Here is an 18628-nt window from a genome sequence, read left to right as displayed (position 1 = left end):
GTTGAGTCACCACCCTTAATCATTTTGTCCATCAGCATTAGGAGAAACAAATGCATCATATACATTTTCTTTAAAAACTTTAAATCGGTCATTTTTTTTCTCGCTTGAAAATTTTGCGACTACAGCTTCTAAACTGTTATACTGGCTCACCTCAAAAATATCTTCACGGGAAAATTTAAAAGCATCGTCCCAAAGATATTTTAATACTTTTTCTGGGAAACGACTGTTGTTTTGTTTAGCTTTAATACGCTCTTTTTCACTAAGATTAGGGTTATCAGCATTTTCATCATAAATCAGATCACTCAAATGGACAAAGTATACCCCTAATCGTTTATCCTCAGATGATGTCATTCTTACATTTTTATCAAGTATTATTTTGTTAATTTCTGTGCAAAAAGTTTTCCATGTTACAGTTGTGTCCAAAATTGGATGATTTGCAAATTCCGCATCCGCTTTATCAAAATTATTCTCTATCATACGCATTTCCCATCTACGTTGAAACGCGGTATCTAGCGTGAAAACATTTTGATCAGAAGTATTCATAGTACCTATTATGTTTAGATTTGATGGGATACGCACTTTTCGCGTCTCATCACCATATACAACTTTAGCTATATCAGTATTTGAAATACCATATTCACTTGCACCTGTTTCATCCCTGTCAAGTAATTGAAAGATTTCTCCGAATATAGCAGGTGCATTACCCCTATTAATTTCTTCAATTATAAGAAAAAATTCAGTAGTAGGGTTTTCGTATGCTCTTTTTAGCAGTCTTGTAAAAGGACCTGGTTTAAATTTATAGTTTACGATTCCATCCGAAACATCAGGTAGTATTTGTCCTACAAAATCTGAGTATGTATAATCAGGATGAAAAACTAAACGTTCTAGTCTATTCTCATCATCACAATACTCTTTTTTTATTGTAAAACTTTTTCCACTACCAGGAACGCCGTAAAGTAATATATTTCTCCCGTGAAAGTCGGTATTTCCTGGCGGCTCGTTATCTGAAGATTTAATATTACGTTTTTCCATAATAGCCTTAATATTTTCGTCAATCTTACTATCAATTGATTCATCAAAATTATTACTCATCATCTGACCCCCATTCTCTTAGAATCTCATCAATTATATGTTTGTTTTTTTCGTTAATTGTGATCTTCATATTTTCTTTTTTACCTTCAACTTTGATTAATCCCACATATGCGAAGTTTCCCAAAATATAAGAATGTGATAATACATTTTCCGTAATCTTTAAGTCAGAAGCTTTTAATGCCCCATTCCTAATGTCAGTAATATATTTATCAAACTCCTGTTCTTCCTCAGGATTGTTATCTGAAGTAATTATTGTATTAAGTAGATACCACTCCCAGTAAGTTAAATATTCATACTTTTTCAAAGCTTTTAATAGAATAACTGCAGGATGAAACTCATTACCATCCTTATCTCTTATAGTGTATTTTACTAAAATTTTCAAATAGAATAATTTATATATTTCTTTAATTCTCTCTATCTGTTCATAAGAATCCTTGGAAGGCTTTTGTTTCAAAAGTTCTTCGCTTTCAAATAACCTTATAAGAACCTCCCCATTTTCAGAATAAATATTTGATTTATCTGGTACTGTCCGTCGATTTAATGCACCAGGTTTTAATATATCAAACTCTTCCATCATTCTTTTTATGGTCCGAACTTGTCCATCAGAGATTCCTATTTGGTTACCAATAAATTTCTGTAAACTCCCACCCCATGTTCTATTCTGAACCTTCTCAGGGTCATTCAATATTTTGATTATTTCCATAATCTGATGTTGTAAATTATCACTGATAATTCTGCCTTCATATTTCCATCCAGATAGGTTCAAGCTTATCCCTCCTTTTTAAGAACTAATACATGATCTACATTAATTTTTCCTCCCTTATTTTTTCTCGGTATTCTTATATAAGGGTTTTGGATTAAATAATTAAAATAGGTTTCGGTTTTAAACCCAACAAGTTCCGAGAGTTGTTGGATAACCTTCCAGCTTTCAACTTCCACCTTACGTATTGAGCTGTTCCCAATTACTATCATATAATGACCACCCGGCTTTAGGTATTTATAAGTATTCTTGAGGTTACCTTCCATATCTTCAAAGAACTTTTTAACAATCAGCGCTCTTTTTTTGTCCTTTTCAAAAATTTGATTGTAATATGATTTAAGAATTATACTTTTCTCCAAAATTTCGAGGTTTTTTTCCTCTTCTGCAACCTTAATTGATTCGGTACCTACATAATCTTTCTTTTTCTCCCTCAACTCGTTTTCAGTCATAGTATCCAACCAAAGGTTTTCCAATCTCATTGTCCGGGCATAATCAAATGCATTTATATATGGTGGCGACGTAACTGCCAAATCATATAAACCATCAAACTCAAAATTCAAAGCATCCCCGTTTATAATGCGAGCCTTTTTTGTCAGTCCAAGATTACTAAGTTCTTTTATTCCTTCAAAGTATTTAGTAAATGTAGACGAAAACTCTTTGATAGTCTCTGGCGGGTTCTTTATAACTTTATTGGACACATATGGTTTGGGAGAAACATCATCAGCATTTGATACTCTTTTAATTATTGAAACAAAACATACTTTGAAAAAGTCACGGATATCTTTGTCATCAATGCTATCGATGTTCATTTTAATTCCGGATAATTTTACAATTGCATCTTCCGTGAACCAATGGTTTAAATTATTAATGCCAGGAAGTCTTTGAGGTTTTTGGCTTGTATCTATGTTTGTAATAATCCTATTAAATTCATTAGCTATTTCATCTAACTTATCTTTAGTAAAAGGAGTAGTTTTTACTTTAATGATCAATTTTGCAATATTATCAATCTCAGTTCCATAAGCCTCAAAATCATTAATAACACTTTCTAATAGCGTAGTACCGCTACCTGCAAACGGGTCAAAAACAGAACCATTTTGAACTCCAGTTAAATATTTTTGAATAGCCCATCTTGGAATCTCTGGAATAAAGCGGCATGGATATTTAAAGAATGAATGTGTATATGTGTTTGGATTAGATTGAGCAATTATGTATGACCCTCCAAACTCTATATCCTTTGGTAGACTTTCAACAATGATGTGATTATTTATTTTTTTAGACATACAACACTCTCCCTTAAATATTTACCATATTCTTTAGTAGATTCGTACTGTTGGGAACTGGTGATAATGTATCTATCAACTTCAATCTTATCTACTTTAAACCCAATTTTTTGAGCATATTCTGCTAAGATTAAATCTGTCGGAAATACAACTCCACCATAAGAAGAATTACCTACAACAATGGCACAAAACCCATTATCTTCAAGTGCAGCATAACTCTGATCTATTACCTTAAACATATCGAGGTAGTACAATTGAAGCATCAAAGGAATTCTCTTATCCCATAATTTTTTTGTTGCTAAAGAATCAAGTAACTCTTGAGTTGATTTAGATATCTTTGTTGTATCAACATTTTCTAAACTCAATTCACCATTTAAATGAGACCGTAGTGATTTTTTTCTCAGTTTTCTTAGATCCTCATATGAATTAACAAATCCTCCAAACCATAGCTCTAATTTATATATTTCTGTATAATCAAAACAATTTGCATAAGGTGGTGAAAAAATAATTCCACTAACTGACCCATCTTCTACATATTCCCTCGAATTCAAGCATGAGTCGTTAAAAATTTGTGCCTTAAATGTTATATCATTAGAAGTAATATCATCGAATATATTAGTATAGAAAGTAAGTAGTTCACTCCTCGCATCACTTACAGTAATGATACGTGGCTTTACATACTTTCGTTTCTTTAATCCATTTCCGCCTTTTCGATAGTTTGATAATGGTTCAATACTTGAAATCCATCCCAAAATCAGCAAGTTTTTAACTTCATCGCTATATTTCCCCTCTAATATGTTTGCTTTAACATTCATTAAATAATTTTCTACATCAGAATTAAATACGTTTTGACTTATGGATAATGCCGGTAACTTATATTCTCGCTCATACTTAACACTTAATACTTCTTGTGATGCATTTTTAAACTCCAAAGCAATCTCGGCACTGTAATTACGTAGTTTACATTTTGAAAGAAAATATGAAAATGGATTCACTTCAAATCCAATGCCATTAAGTCCTAATTGATTAGCAGCTATAATTGTACTTCCGCTGCCGAGAAATGGATCCATTATTGTACCATTTTTATTTTTGTTATATTCATTTATCAATTTCCTTACTAGCTCCAGTGAAAAACCTTCTTTATACCTATACCATCTTTGTCTAGGCCTATTTAAATCATCAGAATAGTTTAACAAACTAGAATATGTTGCATTTTCACTTTCTGGATATATAACTTTGAATTTTTGCTCTAACTCTCTATACATTATTGTCCCTCTGTTCTTCTGTCGAAAATTCTACAATATCCTCAATATTGCATTCTAATGCTGCGCAGATTTTTGCAAGTGTCTCCGTAGAAACATTTTGATTTTTTCCAAGCTTTGTTATTGTTCCTTTGCTTATACCTGCTTTCTCTTTCAAATCTTGCTTTCGCATATCGCGATCAATTAATAGTTTCCATAACTTTTTATAACTTACTTGCATTTCTTCACTCCCTAACTTAACCAGCATTCTATCACAAATAATAATTATACCACTCAATTCCCACAAAGTAAATCATTTTTCCTACATTATTAGGATAATTCCCTACAATCGTGTTCTCTGTAAAATTGTGGTACCATGGATAATATTATCATTTCTGCTTCACTATCTTTCTTCCATAAATAGTAAGTGACATTCTAATTATCTATCCTGTCTACTCAACCTCTATAAAAAATCTAATCTGTCAACTCAACCCTACACACATTTTTTTCAGTTGACCTATTTCCTCATAAACAAAAATAAGGATTTCCAAGGTTAAAAGGCACTGCCAGACATCAGGCAGAAAATCATCCAACCTTGAAAACCCTTTATTTATCAGTATTTTGAGCTCTCCTATTTCTCAACCCTTGACATCAATGTCACGCACTCAACGTGAGCAGTTTGAGGAAACATATCTACTGGCTGCACTTCTATAACTTTATAACCATCTTTTTCAATAATTCCAAGATCCCTTGCTAAAGTTGAAGGATCACAAGAAACATAAACTATTCTTTTTGGTTTCATCTCACTAATAGCTTCTAGTAACTTTTCATCACAACCTTTTCTAGGTGGATCAACAACTACTACATCTGCTTTTATCCCTTTTTTAATAAGTTCTGGAATAATTTCTTCTGATTTACCGACACTAAATTCTACATTAGTTACATTATTTTCTCTTGCATTAACTTTAGCATTTTCTATAGCTTGAGGCACTACTTCTACTCCATATACCTTTTTAGCTTTTTGTGATAAAAATAATGAAATTGTTCCTGCACCACAATATGCATCGAAAACCACTTCTTTCCCATTTAAATTAGCATATTCTAAAGCTTTACTGTAAAGTATTTCTGTTTGTATTGGATTCACTTGAAAGAAAGATAATGGTGATATATTAAATTTAAATTCTCCTATGTAATCACTTATGTAATCACTTCCATATAAAGTTATACATTCTTCTCCTAAAATAACATTTGTTTTTTTAGAATTTACATTTTGAACTATACTAGTTATTCCTTCTATATTTTCGCTTATAACTTTTACAAGTTCATCTTTATGTGGAAGCTTTCTTTCGTTTGTAACTATAACAACCATAACTTCACCAGTCTTAAACCCACGTCTTATCATTATATGTCTTACTAATCCTATATTTTTATCTTCATCATAAGCTTTAATATTAAATCTTTTCATCCAATCTTTAGTAAGAAATATAACTACATCACCTATTTCATCTTGTATATAGCATTTTTGCATATCTATTATATTGTGACTTCTAGGTGCATAAAAACCTATTTTTATTTCTCCTTCTTCTTCTCCTACAGGAAGTTGTACTTTATTCCTGTATCTATAAGGACTCTCCATACCTATAGTATCATGTAATATATAATCTTGTAATTTTCCAATTCTATCTAAGACATCTTTAACTCTATTTTTCTTAAATTCTAACTGAGATTCATAAGAAAAATGTTGGATACTACATCCTCCACACTTATTGTATATAGAGCAAACCGGTTCGATTCTATTTTTAGACGATTTTATTATTTCTAAAAGTTTTCCAAAAGCAAAATTTTTCTTAATTTTTACAACTCTCATTTTCACTTCTTCCCCACGAAGAGCACCTTGAATAAAAATAGGGTAATTCTCTATTCTAGCTACTCCTTCTCCTTCATATCCTTCTCCTGTTATTTGAACGATATACTCTTTATTTTTTTCAACAGGTACAACATTCTTCATTTTTCATACTCCATTCTCTTCTTGTATTTACTGTATTACATTTTATCAAAAAATCAGTAAAAATTAAAAGCTTTTCTGAAAAACAGAAAAGCTTTTAATAAAACTTTAAATTAGCCTTGTTTAAAAGTTTCACATTTTGTATCTTGACTTGTACTTGCTTGCATTCCATTTATTTGAACACTGCTAGCATTACAGACTCTATTTTGATTGTAAGTGCAATTTGTAGCATCACATAAAACCTTAGGAGTCATTTCAATAGAGTTTTGTGTAAACAATTGTTTTATTTCTCCAGGTATATTCATATTAGGTATATTAGTTACAGAATTTTTAAAACTTCTTTCTCCAAAAGTTTCACATAAAGTTTGATTACTTGATGTAGCTCCTTCTCCATTTACTTTTATTTCTCTTGCTGAACATAATCCATTTATATTATTAACACAATTTCCTACACCACAACTTAATTTAGTATCCATTTAAAGTCCCTCCTAAAATTCTGTTTTATCCGATCTCTACCGCCACTAATACTCAATATATATTAGAGCTAAGTGGCGCTACGACCTTGGATAATGGTTTCTAAGCTTCAAGTGAAATTTAAAACTACACCTGAAACCAAGAACCCTATTTATTAATATATTTTTTGAACTTTAGAAGTTTTTTATTCACTTTTGTTAAAATTATAATCTTTTAATAACAATAATTATATGTATAAAATTAAATAATTTATATTATTAATCATATAAATTACCCTATAAAAATATCATTTCCTCTAATTAGCATTCAATTGAACTAGATTATAAAAAAAGTGCACCCTTAATATTAAGGATGCTTGGAATGGAATCAGTTACTTTTATTTTATATTTTAACCAATTAAACATAAATTAAATCAAATAAAAAATAAATAATCATTTTTTTGATCATTTATTTTTTATTTACAATATATGCTTTAAAATCATAAACAACATTGAATTATTTTATCATATAAATGATAAATCGTCTATATATTTTTTTAATATATATAAATAAAATTGCAAGCTTCAAATGAAGTTTTACCTACATCTGAAGCTTAGGCAGTAAAGTAAAGTTTTTAACTTAATTATAAATCTTCTCTTCCACTATAAACAACGCCTCTTGAAGTATCAAGAGTTATAAATGAACCATCTTTTATAGATTCTGTAGCTCCACCAGCACTGCAAATTAGAGGTATTCCTCTTGATAAACACTCAATTGCCATATGTGAAGTAAGTCCACCTTCTTCTGATACAACTCCAGCAACTCTATCTAAAACGTCCATATATCCTCTATCTAAGTTTTTGACTACTAAGATATCATCATTTTCTACTTTTTCAAAAGCTTCTTTTGCATTTTTAACTACTTTAGCAACTCCGTATCCTGGAATTGAACCTGCACCCTTACCTTGTACTAAAAAATCACCAACTATATGAACTTTAAGCATATTCGTAGTTCCTGAATAGTGAACAGGAATACCTGCAGCTACTACTACTAGATCGCCATTTTCAACATATCCAAATTCTTTTGCTTTGTTTACTGATTCTGCTATCATTTCATCAGTTGACTCGAACTTTTTAGCAACTATTGGGAATACCCCCCAATTTAAAGCTAAATTTCTTGCCACATTATCATTTGGTGTAACTGCTATAATAGGACATTCTGGTCTATATTTAGAAACCATTCTAGCTGTAGTTCCTGATTGTGTAGCAGTTATTACAGCTGAAACATTTAATTCTCTAGCAGTTGTACAAGTTGCTAAACTTATAGCATTTGCAACATTATATAGTTCTTGTTCTTTTCTCTTATTTAAAGCTGCTTCATAATCTATTTGAGCTTCTGCAGTTCTAGCTATTCTTGCCATAGTTTTAGCAGCTTCAATAGGATACTTACCATTTGCAGATTCTCCACTTAACATTACTGCATCTGTTCCATCAAATATAGCATTAGCAACGTCTGAAGCTTCCGCTCTTGTTGGCCTTGGATTTCTCATCATAGAATCAAGCATTTGAGTTGCAGTTATTACAGGCTTTCCTGCTTTATTACATTTTTCAATAATCATTTTTTGAACTACTGGAACCATTTCTATAGGAATCTCTACACCCATATCTCCTCTAGCAACCATTATACCATCTGAGAATTTGATAATTTCATCTATATTATCAACACCCTCTTGGTTTTCTATTTTAGAGAATATTTGAACATCATTACCACCATTTTGTTCTAATACTTTTCTAATTGCTAAAACGTCTGCTGCTTTTCTTATAAATGAAGCAGCTACCATATCTATACCTTGTTCACATCCAAATATCAAATCTGATTTATCTTTTTCTGTAAGAGCTGGCAAGTTTATTGATACATTAGGAACATTTATTCCTTTTTTACTTGATACAACTCCACTATTTACTACTTTACAATGTATTTTATTTCCTTCTATTTCTTTAACAGTAAGTTCAACTAAACCATCATCTATTAATATAGTATTTCCTGGCACTACATCCTTATATAAATCATCATAAGTTATTGAACATTTTGTTTCATCCCCAACAACTTCTTCTTCGCAATAAATAGTAAATGTATTTCCTTCTTGTAATTCAACTTTTCCATTAAAATCTTTAGTTCTTATTTCCGGTCCTTTTGTATCTAAAACTATTGCTATAGGTTTGTTTAATTCTTCTCTTAGTTTTTTTATCGTTTTTATTCTAACACCATGTTCTTCATGATCTCCATGAGAGAAATTTAATCTTGCTGCATTCATCCCAGCTTTAATTAATTCTGTTAAAATTTCTTCCGTTTCACTTGTAGGTCCAATTGTAAAAATCATCTTAGTTTTTTGCATTATTTGCATACTTTACTCTCCTTTTGATTGTTTTAGTAAGATACTATATTGGCTATATTATATAGCTCATCATCAAACTTTCTTTTTACAGACAGAGCCTCTTCTATATCGTCATCATATACTTTTCCATTTCTTACTCCTACAACTCTAGAAGACTTACCTTCGATTAATAATTCAACTGCTCTATTTCCCATTCTAGATGCTAAAATTCTATCAAAGGCTGTAGGACTTCCTCCTCTTTGGATATGTCCAAGTACTGTAGCTCTTGTTTCTATGCCTGTAACTTCTTGAACTCTCTTGGCTAGTTTTTCTGCTCCCCCTACTCCTTCAGCTAAAATAACTAGGTTATGAAGTTTACCTCTTAGTTTTCCTTCTAAAATTTTTCTGCATAGCTCAGCTTCATTAAATTCCTTTTCAGGAATAATTACACTCTCAGCTCCACCTGCAACTCCTGCATAAAGTGCCAAATCTCCACAATTTCTTCCCATAACTTCTACTATACTAACCCTTTCATGTGAAGAAGAAGTATCCCTTAGTTTGTTTATAGCATCTAATACTGTGTTTGTAGCAGTATCAAATCCTATTGTATAGTCTGTATAAGCTAAATCATTATCTATAGTACCTGGTAATCCTATTGTGGATATACCTAATTTAGATAACAATCTAGCTCCTTGAAATGAGCCATCTCCTCCAATTACAACTAGGCCATCAATACCAAAAGCTTTTAGAATATTTTGAGCTTTTTTTCTACCTGCTTCTGTTCTAAATTCTTCACAACGAGCTGTTCTTAAAATTGTCCCACCTCTTTGTATTATATCCGCCACACTGTGGCGTTCCATCTCAAAAATCTCTCCATTGATTAGTCCACTGTAGCCTCTTTGCACACCCATTACTTTAAGGCCTTTGTCTAAACCAACTCTTACTACTGACCTAATTGCAGCATTCATTCCAGGTGCATCTCCACCACTTGTCAAAACAGCAATTGTCTTCATATACATTCCTCCCAAAAAACCTGGGACATATTGCATCCCGTTAAATCTATAAACTAGCTATTTTAATATTATTTTAACTTAAGGATAGTATATCATTTTATTAGATTTTTTTCATCAAAATTCTTATAGAAATACAAAAATAATACCATATAAAGTGAATATTCTCTCAAAACACATACTAATATTATTTTTGTACTCTCTTATTAATATTTTGTTTAACCTTAAGATAAATATACTATAAACTTTATATTACTTTAACATTTTCTTTTCCAAACTTATCTACTAAATAATTTAATAGTTCTTCCTCTTCCTGAATCCAAAATTCTCTACCTAACATATATTTTTTTCTACCTTTTCTAGTACATAAAAATACAGGTACATTTCCTCCATTTTTCAAAATCTTATTCTTAAGTTCATTTTTAGTTTTTACAACTTCTCTTTCATCTTCCACTAGTATATATAATTTTTTATTAGAAATTTTTATTAACTTCTCTATACTATCGCATATAACCTTAGGTTGTTCATCTTCTCTTTTAGTAACTCTACCTTTTACTAAAATAATCTCATCTTCATTTATAAGTTCATTAAATCTTTCCAAAGTTTTAGGAAATACTATTATTTCAATAGTTCCATATAAATCTTCTAGCTTGACAAAAGCCATTAATGTATTTGTTCTAGTTATTTTTCTTGTTACTTCACTTATTATTCCACCTAAAATAACTTTTTGACCATCCTTCACCTTTGCATTCTGCTGCTCTACATGTTTTGCAACTTCGTCTATAAGTTCTTCTTCTAACGCCTCATCTTCTATAATGTCTATACTTTTTATAGAAGTCATATTGTTTAACATTTCTTCATAGTCTTGTAGAGGATGACCTGATAAATAAATACCAGTCATTTCTTTCTCCATAGCTAGTAAATATTTTTTATCAAACTCCTTTATATTAGGATATCTAATTTCTACTTGCTTAAATTCCTCCTGAAAACCAGCAAATAAACTTACTTGTCCTTCTATATTTCTTTTTCTTTGAGTAACAATAGAATCAATTATTTTTTCATATACAGCTAATAACTGAGAACGATAAATACAAAAACAATCAAAAGCACCAGCTTTTATTAAACTTTCTATCATTCTTTTATTTATAAATTTAGAATCTACTTTATTACAAAAATCAACAAAGCTTGTAAATTTACCTTTTTGAATTCTGCATTTAACTATATTATCAATAACGTTATCTCCTGCATTCTTAATGGCAGTCAATCCAAATCTAATTTTATTATCTTCTACAGTGAATTTTGCAAAACTTTCATTTATGTCTGGAGGTAGAAGATCAATATTCATATTTTTTGCTGCTCTAGTATAAATAGCTACCTTTTCACTATTGCCTTTTACACTATTTAGCATAGCTGCCATATATTCTGTTGGATAATAGCATACTAAATATGCTGTCTGATATGCTATAACAGCATAAGCCGCTGCATGAGATTTATTAAAAGCATATGACGCAAAATCCATCATAGAGTCATATATTTTATTTGCAGACTTCTCACTTATACCATTTCTTACACATCCGGGAACTTCAATATTTCCATTTTTATCTACAATACCATATATAAAATTCTTTCTTTCCTCTTCCATAACCTTATGTTTTTTCTTAGACATAGCACGTCTAACAAGGTCACTTCTCCCCATAGAATATCCAGCTAAATCTCTAACTATTTGCATGACCTGTTCTTGATAAACCATACACCCATAAGTAACTTTAAGTATATCTTCAAGTTCAGGAGTTTCATATTCTATATTAGTAGGATTATTTTTATTTTTTATATATGTTGGTATCTCTGCCATAGGACCTGGTCTATAAAGACTTATCCCAGCTATTATATCTTCTAAGCTCTCAGGTTTTAACTCCTTCATAAAACTGGTCATTCCAGCGGACTCTAACTGGAATACACCTATGGTCTTACCTTTTCCAAGCATAGTATAAACATTTTTATCTTCAAAATCTATTTTATCCAGGTCTATTTTCATCCCGGTATCTTGTTTTATAAGTTCTACTGCATCTCTCATAACAGTTAATGTTCTAAGACCTAAAAAATCCATTTTTAAAAGACCAAGTTCTTCTAAAGTTGTCATAGTAAATTGAGCAACTATAGCCTCTTCATTTTTCAAAAGAGGAACATAATTTACAAGAGGTTCAGAAGCTATAACAACTCCTGCAGCATGGGTTGAAGTATGCCTTGGAAGTCCTTCTAAGTCTTTAGCTACATCTATAAGTTCTTTTACCCTTGTATCTGTATCATACTCGTTTTTCAGTTCAGGGTTCATCTCTAAGGCTTTTTCTATAGTTATTCCTAATACTGTAGGTATCATTTTTGCTATTCTATCAACTTCTACATAAGAATAATTCATAGCCCTTCCAACATCTCTTATACACGCTCTTGCAGCCATAGTACCAAAAGTTACAATTTGTGATACATTCTCTTTACCATACTTTTCAACAACATAGTCTATGACTTCCCCACGTCTCTCATAGCAAAAATCACTATCAATATCAGGCATAGATACACGGTCAGGATTTAAAAACCGTTCAAATATTAAATTGTATTTTATAGGATCAATTTTAGTTATACCTAAAGTATAAGCAACTAATGACCCTGCCGCACTTCCTCTACCTGGTCCTGTAATTATTCCATTTTCATTGGAAAACCTAAAAAAGTCCCATACAATTAAAAAATAATCCACATATCCCATTTGGTTTATAACATTTAATTCATATTCTAATCTTTCTTCTAAAGATTTATCTATTTGTGAATATCTCTCTTTTAACCCTTTATAACACAACTCTCTTAAATAATCATAATGTTTAGTACCTTCTGGCAAAGGGAAATTAGGTAATTTTGACTCATGGAATTTGTAATCAAAGTTACACTCTTCAGCTATTTTCACTGTATTCTTTAAAGCTTCTGGAGCATAAGAAAACAGCTCATACATCTCTTCGGTAGATCTTAAATAAAATTGTTCAGGTTCGTATCTCATCCTATCTTCTTCATCTATAGTTTTTCCTGTTTGTATGCAAAGAAGTACATCATGAGATTTATCATCTTCTTTTTTAATATAATGAACGTCATTAGTAGCTACTAGTGGAATATCTAATTCTTTTGATAAATCAACAATCATTTCATTAACTCTAAGTTGTTCCTCTAATCCATGATACTGAAGTTCTAAATAAAATCCATCCTTAAAGGTATTTTTATAGAAAATTGCTGCCTCTTTTGCTTTTTCCTTATTATTATTAAGTAAATTATGTTGAACTTCTCCAGCAAGACATGCACTTAAAGCTATCAATCCCTCGCTATGTTCTTTTAAATATTCATGGTCTACTCTTGGCTTATAATAAAATCCATCTATAGATGCTTTAGATACTATCTTCATTAAATTTTTGTAGCCTTCTTCATTTTTTACTAGAAGAACTAAATGATGATTCTTATTATCCTTATCAACATTTTTAATATACATTGATTTAGAAGCCACATATATCTCGCACCCTATAATAGGTTTTATTCCTTGTTCTATAGCTTGGTTATAGAACTCAACACAACCATACATAGCTCCATGATCTGTTATGGCAATGCTTTTCATTCCAAGTTCTTTTGCCCTTGCAATTAGTTTTTTTATTTTTCCAGAACCATCTAGAAGACTATATTCCGTATGTACATGCAAATGACAAAATTCTTTTGTATTTTCCAAAGAATTCCTTCCTCCTTTCGCTTTGTAATCTTTTTTAATATATAATTACAAATTTCATTGTGATTCAAATTATTCTTTATGTTACTGACTTACTATTTTATAATTCTTCTTCGCTTATATATTGTTAAGCGACATAATTACATAAAATTAGTAATCAAATACATATAATTATTTAATTATCAATATTTTAATATCTATATCATTAATTTTATACTATTATTAGTTAAGTGTAAATTTTACTTTAACTTAAATATACTTTCTATGAACACTGAGAATTATATTTAATCATATAATTTTATAACTATGTCGTTTCTTTCTATGCTTATTTTCCAACTTTTAATAAAATTTATACCAAACATTTCTTTTTTAGCTACTTGACAATACAAAGTAGTCATAGTAATATTTAGTCATAAGCTATTATGTAATACAAAGTAGGTGAAACAATGGCAAATACAACTCAAATGTTAAAAGGCTTATTAGAGGGATGTATTTTAAATATAATTAGCAAAAATGAGACTTATGGATATGAGATATGCGAAAAACTATTCAAATATGGATTTGAAGGAACTACAGAAGGAAGTGTTTATCCTATACTCATAAGACTAGAAAAAAAGAAATTAATATACTCAGTAATGAAAAAATCCCCATTAGGTCCTATGCGTAAATATTATTACATCTCAGAATTAGGAAAAGAAGAATTAAAAAATTTCATATTTTCCTGGAATGAAATAAAACAATGTATTAATAATGTATTGGAGGAATAGTTTATGTTATTGACATGGAAATTTAGAATATTAAGATTAAAAGAACAAAAAAAATTAAACCCTAGAAATTCTATGGTTTACAAAAGCATAGTAAAATATATTCAAAATAGTACTTTGACAAGCTATCAAAAAGAAGAAGCTTTACAACAAATCATGGATATGATTCTTCAAGCTCAGATAGAAAATAAAAATATAAATGCATTTATAGGAAATGACCTGGAAGAATTTTGTGATTCTATCATAAGTGAGTATAATTTAAATCTAAGCTTTATATATAAAACGTTAGATTTTATACAAAGTTATATGATTTTGACATTCTCAATATTATTTATTCCTCTAATAATAAAAGGATTTTTTAGTGGTTCTAGTTTTGATTTATCTACCTCAATAGATAATTTCATAATTATAAGCATTATCGTTCTTTGCTCATTGCACTTATTTAGAAGAGATCTACAAAAAAATGCTTTTATAGCCCCTCTTCCTTTAAAATACTCTATAAGTACTAATAACTACCATGGTAAAGGAATATTTACGTATATAATTTTATTCTTTATATATGGAATATCAAAGAATTATCTCTCTAACAACTTTGGTATAGACCTTTCTTCACAATATATATACCTATTTAACAATAAATTATTTTTGCTTATTTTATTCATTATAGTCTCAAGTATACAAATATATAAAAATTACTTTAATAGACAGAAATCCTAGATGAACATTATATTTTATAAGTAAAAAGATACATTAACTTATATAGTAACAAGACTTATATTTAAAAAATCCACAAAATAATATGCTCTAGATATGTATAATAATTTGACACCTAACTCATTTTATATTAAATAATAAATATTTAAATAAATAGTATTAGACGAAGATAAATGCTATATTTCGTAAAAGCCATCTCAACAAGCAATTAGTAATTCTTGCCCTAAAAATTTATTATTATGTTAATAAAAATTCATGTCTGAGCGATAGCGAGTTTGAATTTTTTAGTAATAATAAATTTTTAGGACTTAGAATTAGTTTGCAAAGTGAGTAGGCTTATAGAAATATAGCATTTATCGTAGCTTTTACTTTTTAATTATAATAAACTTATTCCTTGTTTTTCACAATCTTCTATAACATCTTCAGACCATATAGACGCTTGAACTTCTCCTATATGTGCTTTTCTTAAAAAGAACATACAAATTCTTGATTGCCCTATTCCTCCACCCATTGTCAAAGGTAGTTTTTCTTCTAAAAGCATTTTATGGAATGGAAGCTCTCTTCTATCCGTAGCATCTTCAGCTTTTAGTTGATATAATAGAGCCTCTTTATCAACTCTTATTCCCATAGAAGAAAGTTCCAACGCACTATTTAGAACTGGATACCAAAATAAAATATCTCCATTAAGTTTCCAATCGTCATAGTCTGGTGCTCTTCCATCATGCTTTTCTCCTGATGCCAATACATCACCTATTTGCATAATAAAAACTGCACCTTTTTCTTCAGCTATTGCATTCTCTCTCTCTTTTGAACTTAACCCTGGATACATGTCTTCTAATTCTTGAGAAGTTATAAAACTTATTTTCTCTGGTAATATCTTTTCGATATGAGGATATTTTTTGTTTATGAAGTCCTCTGTACTTTTAAATACTTCATAGATATCCTCTACAGTAGCCTTTAACATATCTACTGTTCTTTCTTCTTTTGTAATTACTTTTTCCCAATCCCATTGATCAACATATAAAGAATGAATGTTATCTAATTCTTCATCACGACGAATTGCATTCATATCTGTATATAAACCTTCTCCTGGTTCAAAGCCATATCTATAAAGAGCCATACGTTTCCACTTTGCAAGGGAATGTACAACTTGTATTTCTTCATCCTTTATTTCTAAAGCATCAAACGCAACTGGTCTTTCTATTCCATTTAAATTATCATTCATTCCTGAATTAGTTTTTACAAAAAGAGGTGCCGATACTCTTATTAGGTTTAATTTTTTAGCAAGCTCTACCTCGAAAAAATCTTTAACACTTTTTATAGCTATTTCTGTTTTTCTTAAATCTAAACTTGACCTATATCCCTCTGGAACTACAAATTTTTTTATCATATAATTACAAACTCCCCTTTCAAATTCTATAATTAATAGCCACCTTTTAATTGATAATTTAATAATTATTATAATGATAACATCACAATTTGTCAATTGTAATTTGTTTTATTTGTTAATTTAATAATTTATGCTCATTTTTAATATTATTTTATTAATATTACTTTCATAAACATCAATAAAAATTACACTTTGTTAAAATAGACTATGTTTTAGACCATTGTTTATTATAATAAATTTATAAATTTTTTAAAACAGTATTAAATGATATAATTAGTATATAAATAAATTATATTTTCATACACATTTGTAAAATACTTAAGGGGCTAAATATGAATGATAAGATAGTATATTTAAAGATATCTCCTATTGATTATAGGATACTAACAGAAATAATGACTTCAGCATTTAATGAAGATACTTCTTTGCACACTGATTTAAAAGAAGATGGTCCTACAGGATATAATGACGGTAGCTTAATTAAATGGCTTAATGAGCATAAAAGTTTTGAAAGCTATAAAATAGTTTATAATAATACTATCGTTGGGGCTTATACTATTGGAATTAATCCAAACAATAATTACAGCTTAGAAATGTTATTTATTGATCCAAAATACAGAAAAAATCACTTAGGAACTATAGTATGGAAGCATATTGAAGAAAAATATATTGATGCAAATAAATGGACTGTTGAAACACCAGACTATTCAAAAAGAAATCACTATTTTTACACTGAAAAATGCGGTTTTGTATTTCATCGAGAAAATGTATATAAAGATGGTTCTAAATCTTTCATTTTTGAGAAACGCAAATATTATCTATAAATATACATAATATAAAAATGTTGCGTCACAACATTATTTTATAGAATAATGAACAGAGAATAGTGAATAGTAAAGGAGGACTTTCCTCCTAGTGTCAGAAAATCTTTGAATTAAGTAAAAGAATAAGCTCATAATGAAAAATTAATTTTTCATTATCAGCTTTGTTTTTGACTTAAACAAAAGAGCTAGTAAGCTCTTAAAAGCGATATCTTATGGGCGTTATATTTAACTTAAGATTAAAATATAGTTGCTATAAACATACATATTACCACTGAAAGTGTGAAAAAGCGTTTTAGTTTAAAGATTTTCTGACGGTAGGAGGAAAATCATCCTTTAGTCTTCCTCTTCCTTCCCAATATACATTTTTAACTATATTAATTATAAAAAAATCAAGGCAGAGGGACAAGGTTTTCTTATATATGTAGTTAGCAGATTAAACTTTGAAGTAGCAATTAGAAGTACTTAAAGTGTAGAATTCTAAAAATCCGTAATTGCAGGAATGGACTTCTGCAGCCGAACTGCGTCATGGATGACATATAGTGAGGGTAGAATTTTTAGAAGGCTACGCCTTTAGTACTTCTTTGCGTGCTGAAGGTTTAATGGATAACTACATATATTTAGAAAACCTATTCCTCTGCCGTTATCCATTATTAAGTCGTAATATTATTCCATTGTGTAATCTACTGCGGCTGATTTCTCTAGCATCGGTTTTAATAGCTTTAAAACCTCATTTACATGATAAGGATGCACTTGATATTCATCCATGTCCTTATGAGAATTAAATTTAGTAATTAGCGCTAAGTCAAATGACCTATCTGAATGAACTACATCTACTCCAACTTCAACTTTCTTTAGCTGTGGAATTTTTCCACTCATAGATTCAAGTATATTTTTAGCCTTTTCAACATTCTCAGGAGTAGATTCTCTTAGCTTAAAAAATACAATGTGAGTAAACATAAACATTTCATCC

The 18628-nt window shown here is 29.7% G+C and carries 15 protein-coding genes; 3 read left to right on the top strand and 12 right to left on the bottom strand.

The annotated features are described in order from the left end of the window. Positions 1 to 15 precede the first annotated feature (15 nt). The 10 genes from OW729_RS03030 to OW729_RS02985 all read right to left on the bottom strand — a co-directional run bounded on the left by OW729_RS03030 (position 16) and on the right by OW729_RS02985 (position 13969). On the bottom strand, positions 16 to 1092 hold the full coding sequence (locus OW729_RS03030) for an McrB family protein (RefSeq protein WP_051593381.1): 1077 nt from the start codon (positions 1090 to 1092) through the stop codon (positions 16 to 18). Continuing rightward, positions 1085 to 1858: a hypothetical protein gene (locus OW729_RS03025; protein WP_035150283.1), complete on the bottom strand. Its 774-nt coding sequence runs from the start codon at positions 1856 to 1858 to the stop codon at positions 1085 to 1087. The genes OW729_RS03030 and OW729_RS03025 overlap by 8 nt, the downstream gene beginning before the upstream one ends. Before the next feature lie 2 nt (positions 1859 to 1860). After that, on the bottom strand, positions 1861 to 3132 hold the full coding sequence (locus OW729_RS03020; protein WP_035150282.1) for a TRM11 family methyltransferase: 1272 nt from the start codon (positions 3130 to 3132) through the stop codon (positions 1861 to 1863). Then, positions 3117 to 4397 (bottom strand): DNA methyltransferase, encoded by a 1281-nt coding sequence (locus OW729_RS03015; protein ID WP_035150280.1) that lies wholly within the window; start codon positions 4395 to 4397, stop codon positions 3117 to 3119. Before OW729_RS03015 ends, OW729_RS03020 begins: the two co-directional genes overlap by 16 nt. Next, positions 4390 to 4614 carry a helix-turn-helix domain-containing protein gene (locus OW729_RS03010; protein ID WP_035150496.1) on the bottom strand — a complete coding sequence of 75 codons (225 nt, stop codon included), beginning with the start codon at positions 4612 to 4614 and terminating at the stop codon, positions 4390 to 4392. Before OW729_RS03010 ends, OW729_RS03015 begins: the two co-directional genes overlap by 8 nt. A 390-nt stretch (positions 4615 to 5004) precedes the next feature. Beyond that, positions 5005 to 6381, bottom strand: coding sequence for a 23S rRNA (uracil(1939)-C(5))-methyltransferase RlmD (gene rlmD / locus OW729_RS03005; RefSeq protein ID WP_268059954.1), 1377 nt, complete (start codon positions 6379 to 6381; stop codon positions 5005 to 5007). A 110-nt stretch (positions 6382 to 6491) separates the two neighbouring features. Further along, the gene (locus tag OW729_RS03000) at positions 6492 to 6854 is read right to left on the bottom strand and encodes a DUF1540 domain-containing protein (RefSeq protein ID WP_268059953.1); all 363 of its coding nucleotides are present in this window, start codon (positions 6852 to 6854) and stop codon (positions 6492 to 6494) included. A 620-nt stretch (positions 6855 to 7474) separates the two neighbouring features. After that, positions 7475 to 9226: a pyruvate kinase gene (gene pyk, locus OW729_RS02995; protein WP_268060034.1), complete on the bottom strand. Its 1752-nt coding sequence runs from the start codon at positions 9224 to 9226 to the stop codon at positions 7475 to 7477. A 32-nt stretch (positions 9227 to 9258) separates the two neighbouring features. Continuing rightward, complete coding sequence (gene pfkA / locus OW729_RS02990; RefSeq protein WP_268059952.1) at positions 9259 to 10218, bottom strand: 6-phosphofructokinase; 960 nt, start codon at positions 10216 to 10218, stop codon at positions 9259 to 9261. Between the two features lie 244 nt (positions 10219 to 10462). After that, entirely contained in the window at positions 10463 to 13969 is a 3507-nt protein-coding gene (locus OW729_RS02985) for a DNA polymerase III subunit alpha (RefSeq protein WP_268059951.1), read from the bottom strand. 443 nt (positions 13970 to 14412) lie between these two features. On the opposite strand from OW729_RS02985, the gene OW729_RS02980 reads away from it, so the two are divergent. After that, positions 14413 to 14733 carry a PadR family transcriptional regulator gene (locus tag OW729_RS02980; RefSeq protein WP_268059950.1) on the top strand — a complete coding sequence of 107 codons (321 nt, stop codon included), beginning with the start codon at positions 14413 to 14415 and terminating at the stop codon, positions 14731 to 14733. Positions 14734 to 14736: 3 nt separating this feature from the next. Next, positions 14737 to 15447, top strand: a complete 711-nt coding sequence (locus OW729_RS02975; RefSeq protein WP_268059949.1) for a DUF1048 domain-containing protein — start codon at positions 14737 to 14739, stop codon at positions 15445 to 15447. Between the two features lie 373 nt (positions 15448 to 15820). Here OW729_RS02975 and asnA read toward each other — a convergent pair whose 3' ends face one another. Next, positions 15821 to 16834, bottom strand: a complete 1014-nt coding sequence (gene asnA / locus OW729_RS02970) for an aspartate--ammonia ligase (RefSeq protein ID WP_268059948.1) — start codon at positions 16832 to 16834, stop codon at positions 15821 to 15823. A gap of 332 nt (positions 16835 to 17166) precedes the next feature. On the opposite strand from asnA, the gene OW729_RS02965 reads away from it, so the two are divergent. Then, positions 17167 to 17658, top strand: a complete 492-nt coding sequence (locus OW729_RS02965) for a GNAT family N-acetyltransferase (protein WP_268059947.1) — start codon at positions 17167 to 17169, stop codon at positions 17656 to 17658. Between the two features lie 663 nt (positions 17659 to 18321). Here OW729_RS02965 and OW729_RS02960 read toward each other — a convergent pair. Continuing rightward, on the bottom strand, positions 18322 to 18615 hold the full coding sequence (locus OW729_RS02960; protein WP_268059946.1) for a Dabb family protein: 294 nt from the start codon (positions 18613 to 18615) through the stop codon (positions 18322 to 18324). Positions 18616 to 18628: the final 13 nt, after the last annotated feature.

This window comes from Clostridium brassicae, assembly GCF_026738875.1.
GTDB classification, from domain to species: Bacteria; Bacillota; Clostridia; order Clostridiales; family Clostridiaceae; genus Clostridium_H; species Clostridium_H brassicae.
This window is presented reverse-complemented; position numbering and strand designations above follow the sequence as displayed.

What these genes read in the sequence shown, in the direction of transcription:
- OW729_RS03015 (WP_035150280.1), bottom strand. Translation starts at nt 4,397, where the DNA reads ATGTATAGAGAGTTAGAGCAAAAATTCAAAGTTATATATCCAGAAAGT.
- rlmD (WP_268059954.1), bottom strand. Translation starts at nt 6,381, where the DNA reads ATGAAGAATGTTGTACCTGTTGAAAAAAATAAAGAGTATATCGTTCAA.
- OW729_RS02965 (WP_268059947.1), top strand. Translation starts at nt 17,167, where the DNA reads ATGAATGATAAGATAGTATATTTAAAGATATCTCCTATTGATTATAGG.
- OW729_RS03020 (WP_035150282.1), bottom strand. Translation starts at nt 3,132, where the DNA reads ATGTCTAAAAAAATAAATAATCACATCATTGTTGAAAGTCTACCAAAG.
- OW729_RS03010 (WP_035150496.1), bottom strand. Translation starts at nt 4,614, where the DNA reads ATGCAAGTAAGTTATAAAAAGTTATGGAAACTATTAATTGATCGCGAT.
- asnA (WP_268059948.1), bottom strand. Translation starts at nt 16,834, where the DNA reads ATGATAAAAAAATTTGTAGTTCCAGAGGGATATAGGTCAAGTTTAGAT.
- OW729_RS02960 (WP_268059946.1), bottom strand. Translation starts at nt 18,615, where the DNA reads ATGTTTACTCACATTGTATTTTTTAAGCTAAGAGAATCTACTCCTGAG.
- OW729_RS03030 (WP_051593381.1), bottom strand. Translation starts at nt 1,092, where the DNA reads ATGAGTAATAATTTTGATGAATCAATTGATAGTAAGATTGACGAAAAT.
- OW729_RS03000 (WP_268059953.1), bottom strand. Translation starts at nt 6,854, where the DNA reads ATGGATACTAAATTAAGTTGTGGTGTAGGAAATTGTGTTAATAATATA.
- OW729_RS02980 (WP_268059950.1), top strand. Translation starts at nt 14,413, where the DNA reads ATGGCAAATACAACTCAAATGTTAAAAGGCTTATTAGAGGGATGTATT.
- pyk (WP_268060034.1), bottom strand. Translation starts at nt 9,226, where the DNA reads ATGCAAAAAACTAAGATGATTTTTACAATTGGACCTACAAGTGAAACG.
- pfkA (WP_268059952.1), bottom strand. Translation starts at nt 10,218, where the DNA reads ATGAAGACAATTGCTGTTTTGACAAGTGGTGGAGATGCACCTGGAATG.
- OW729_RS02975 (WP_268059949.1), top strand. Translation starts at nt 14,737, where the DNA reads ATGTTATTGACATGGAAATTTAGAATATTAAGATTAAAAGAACAAAAA.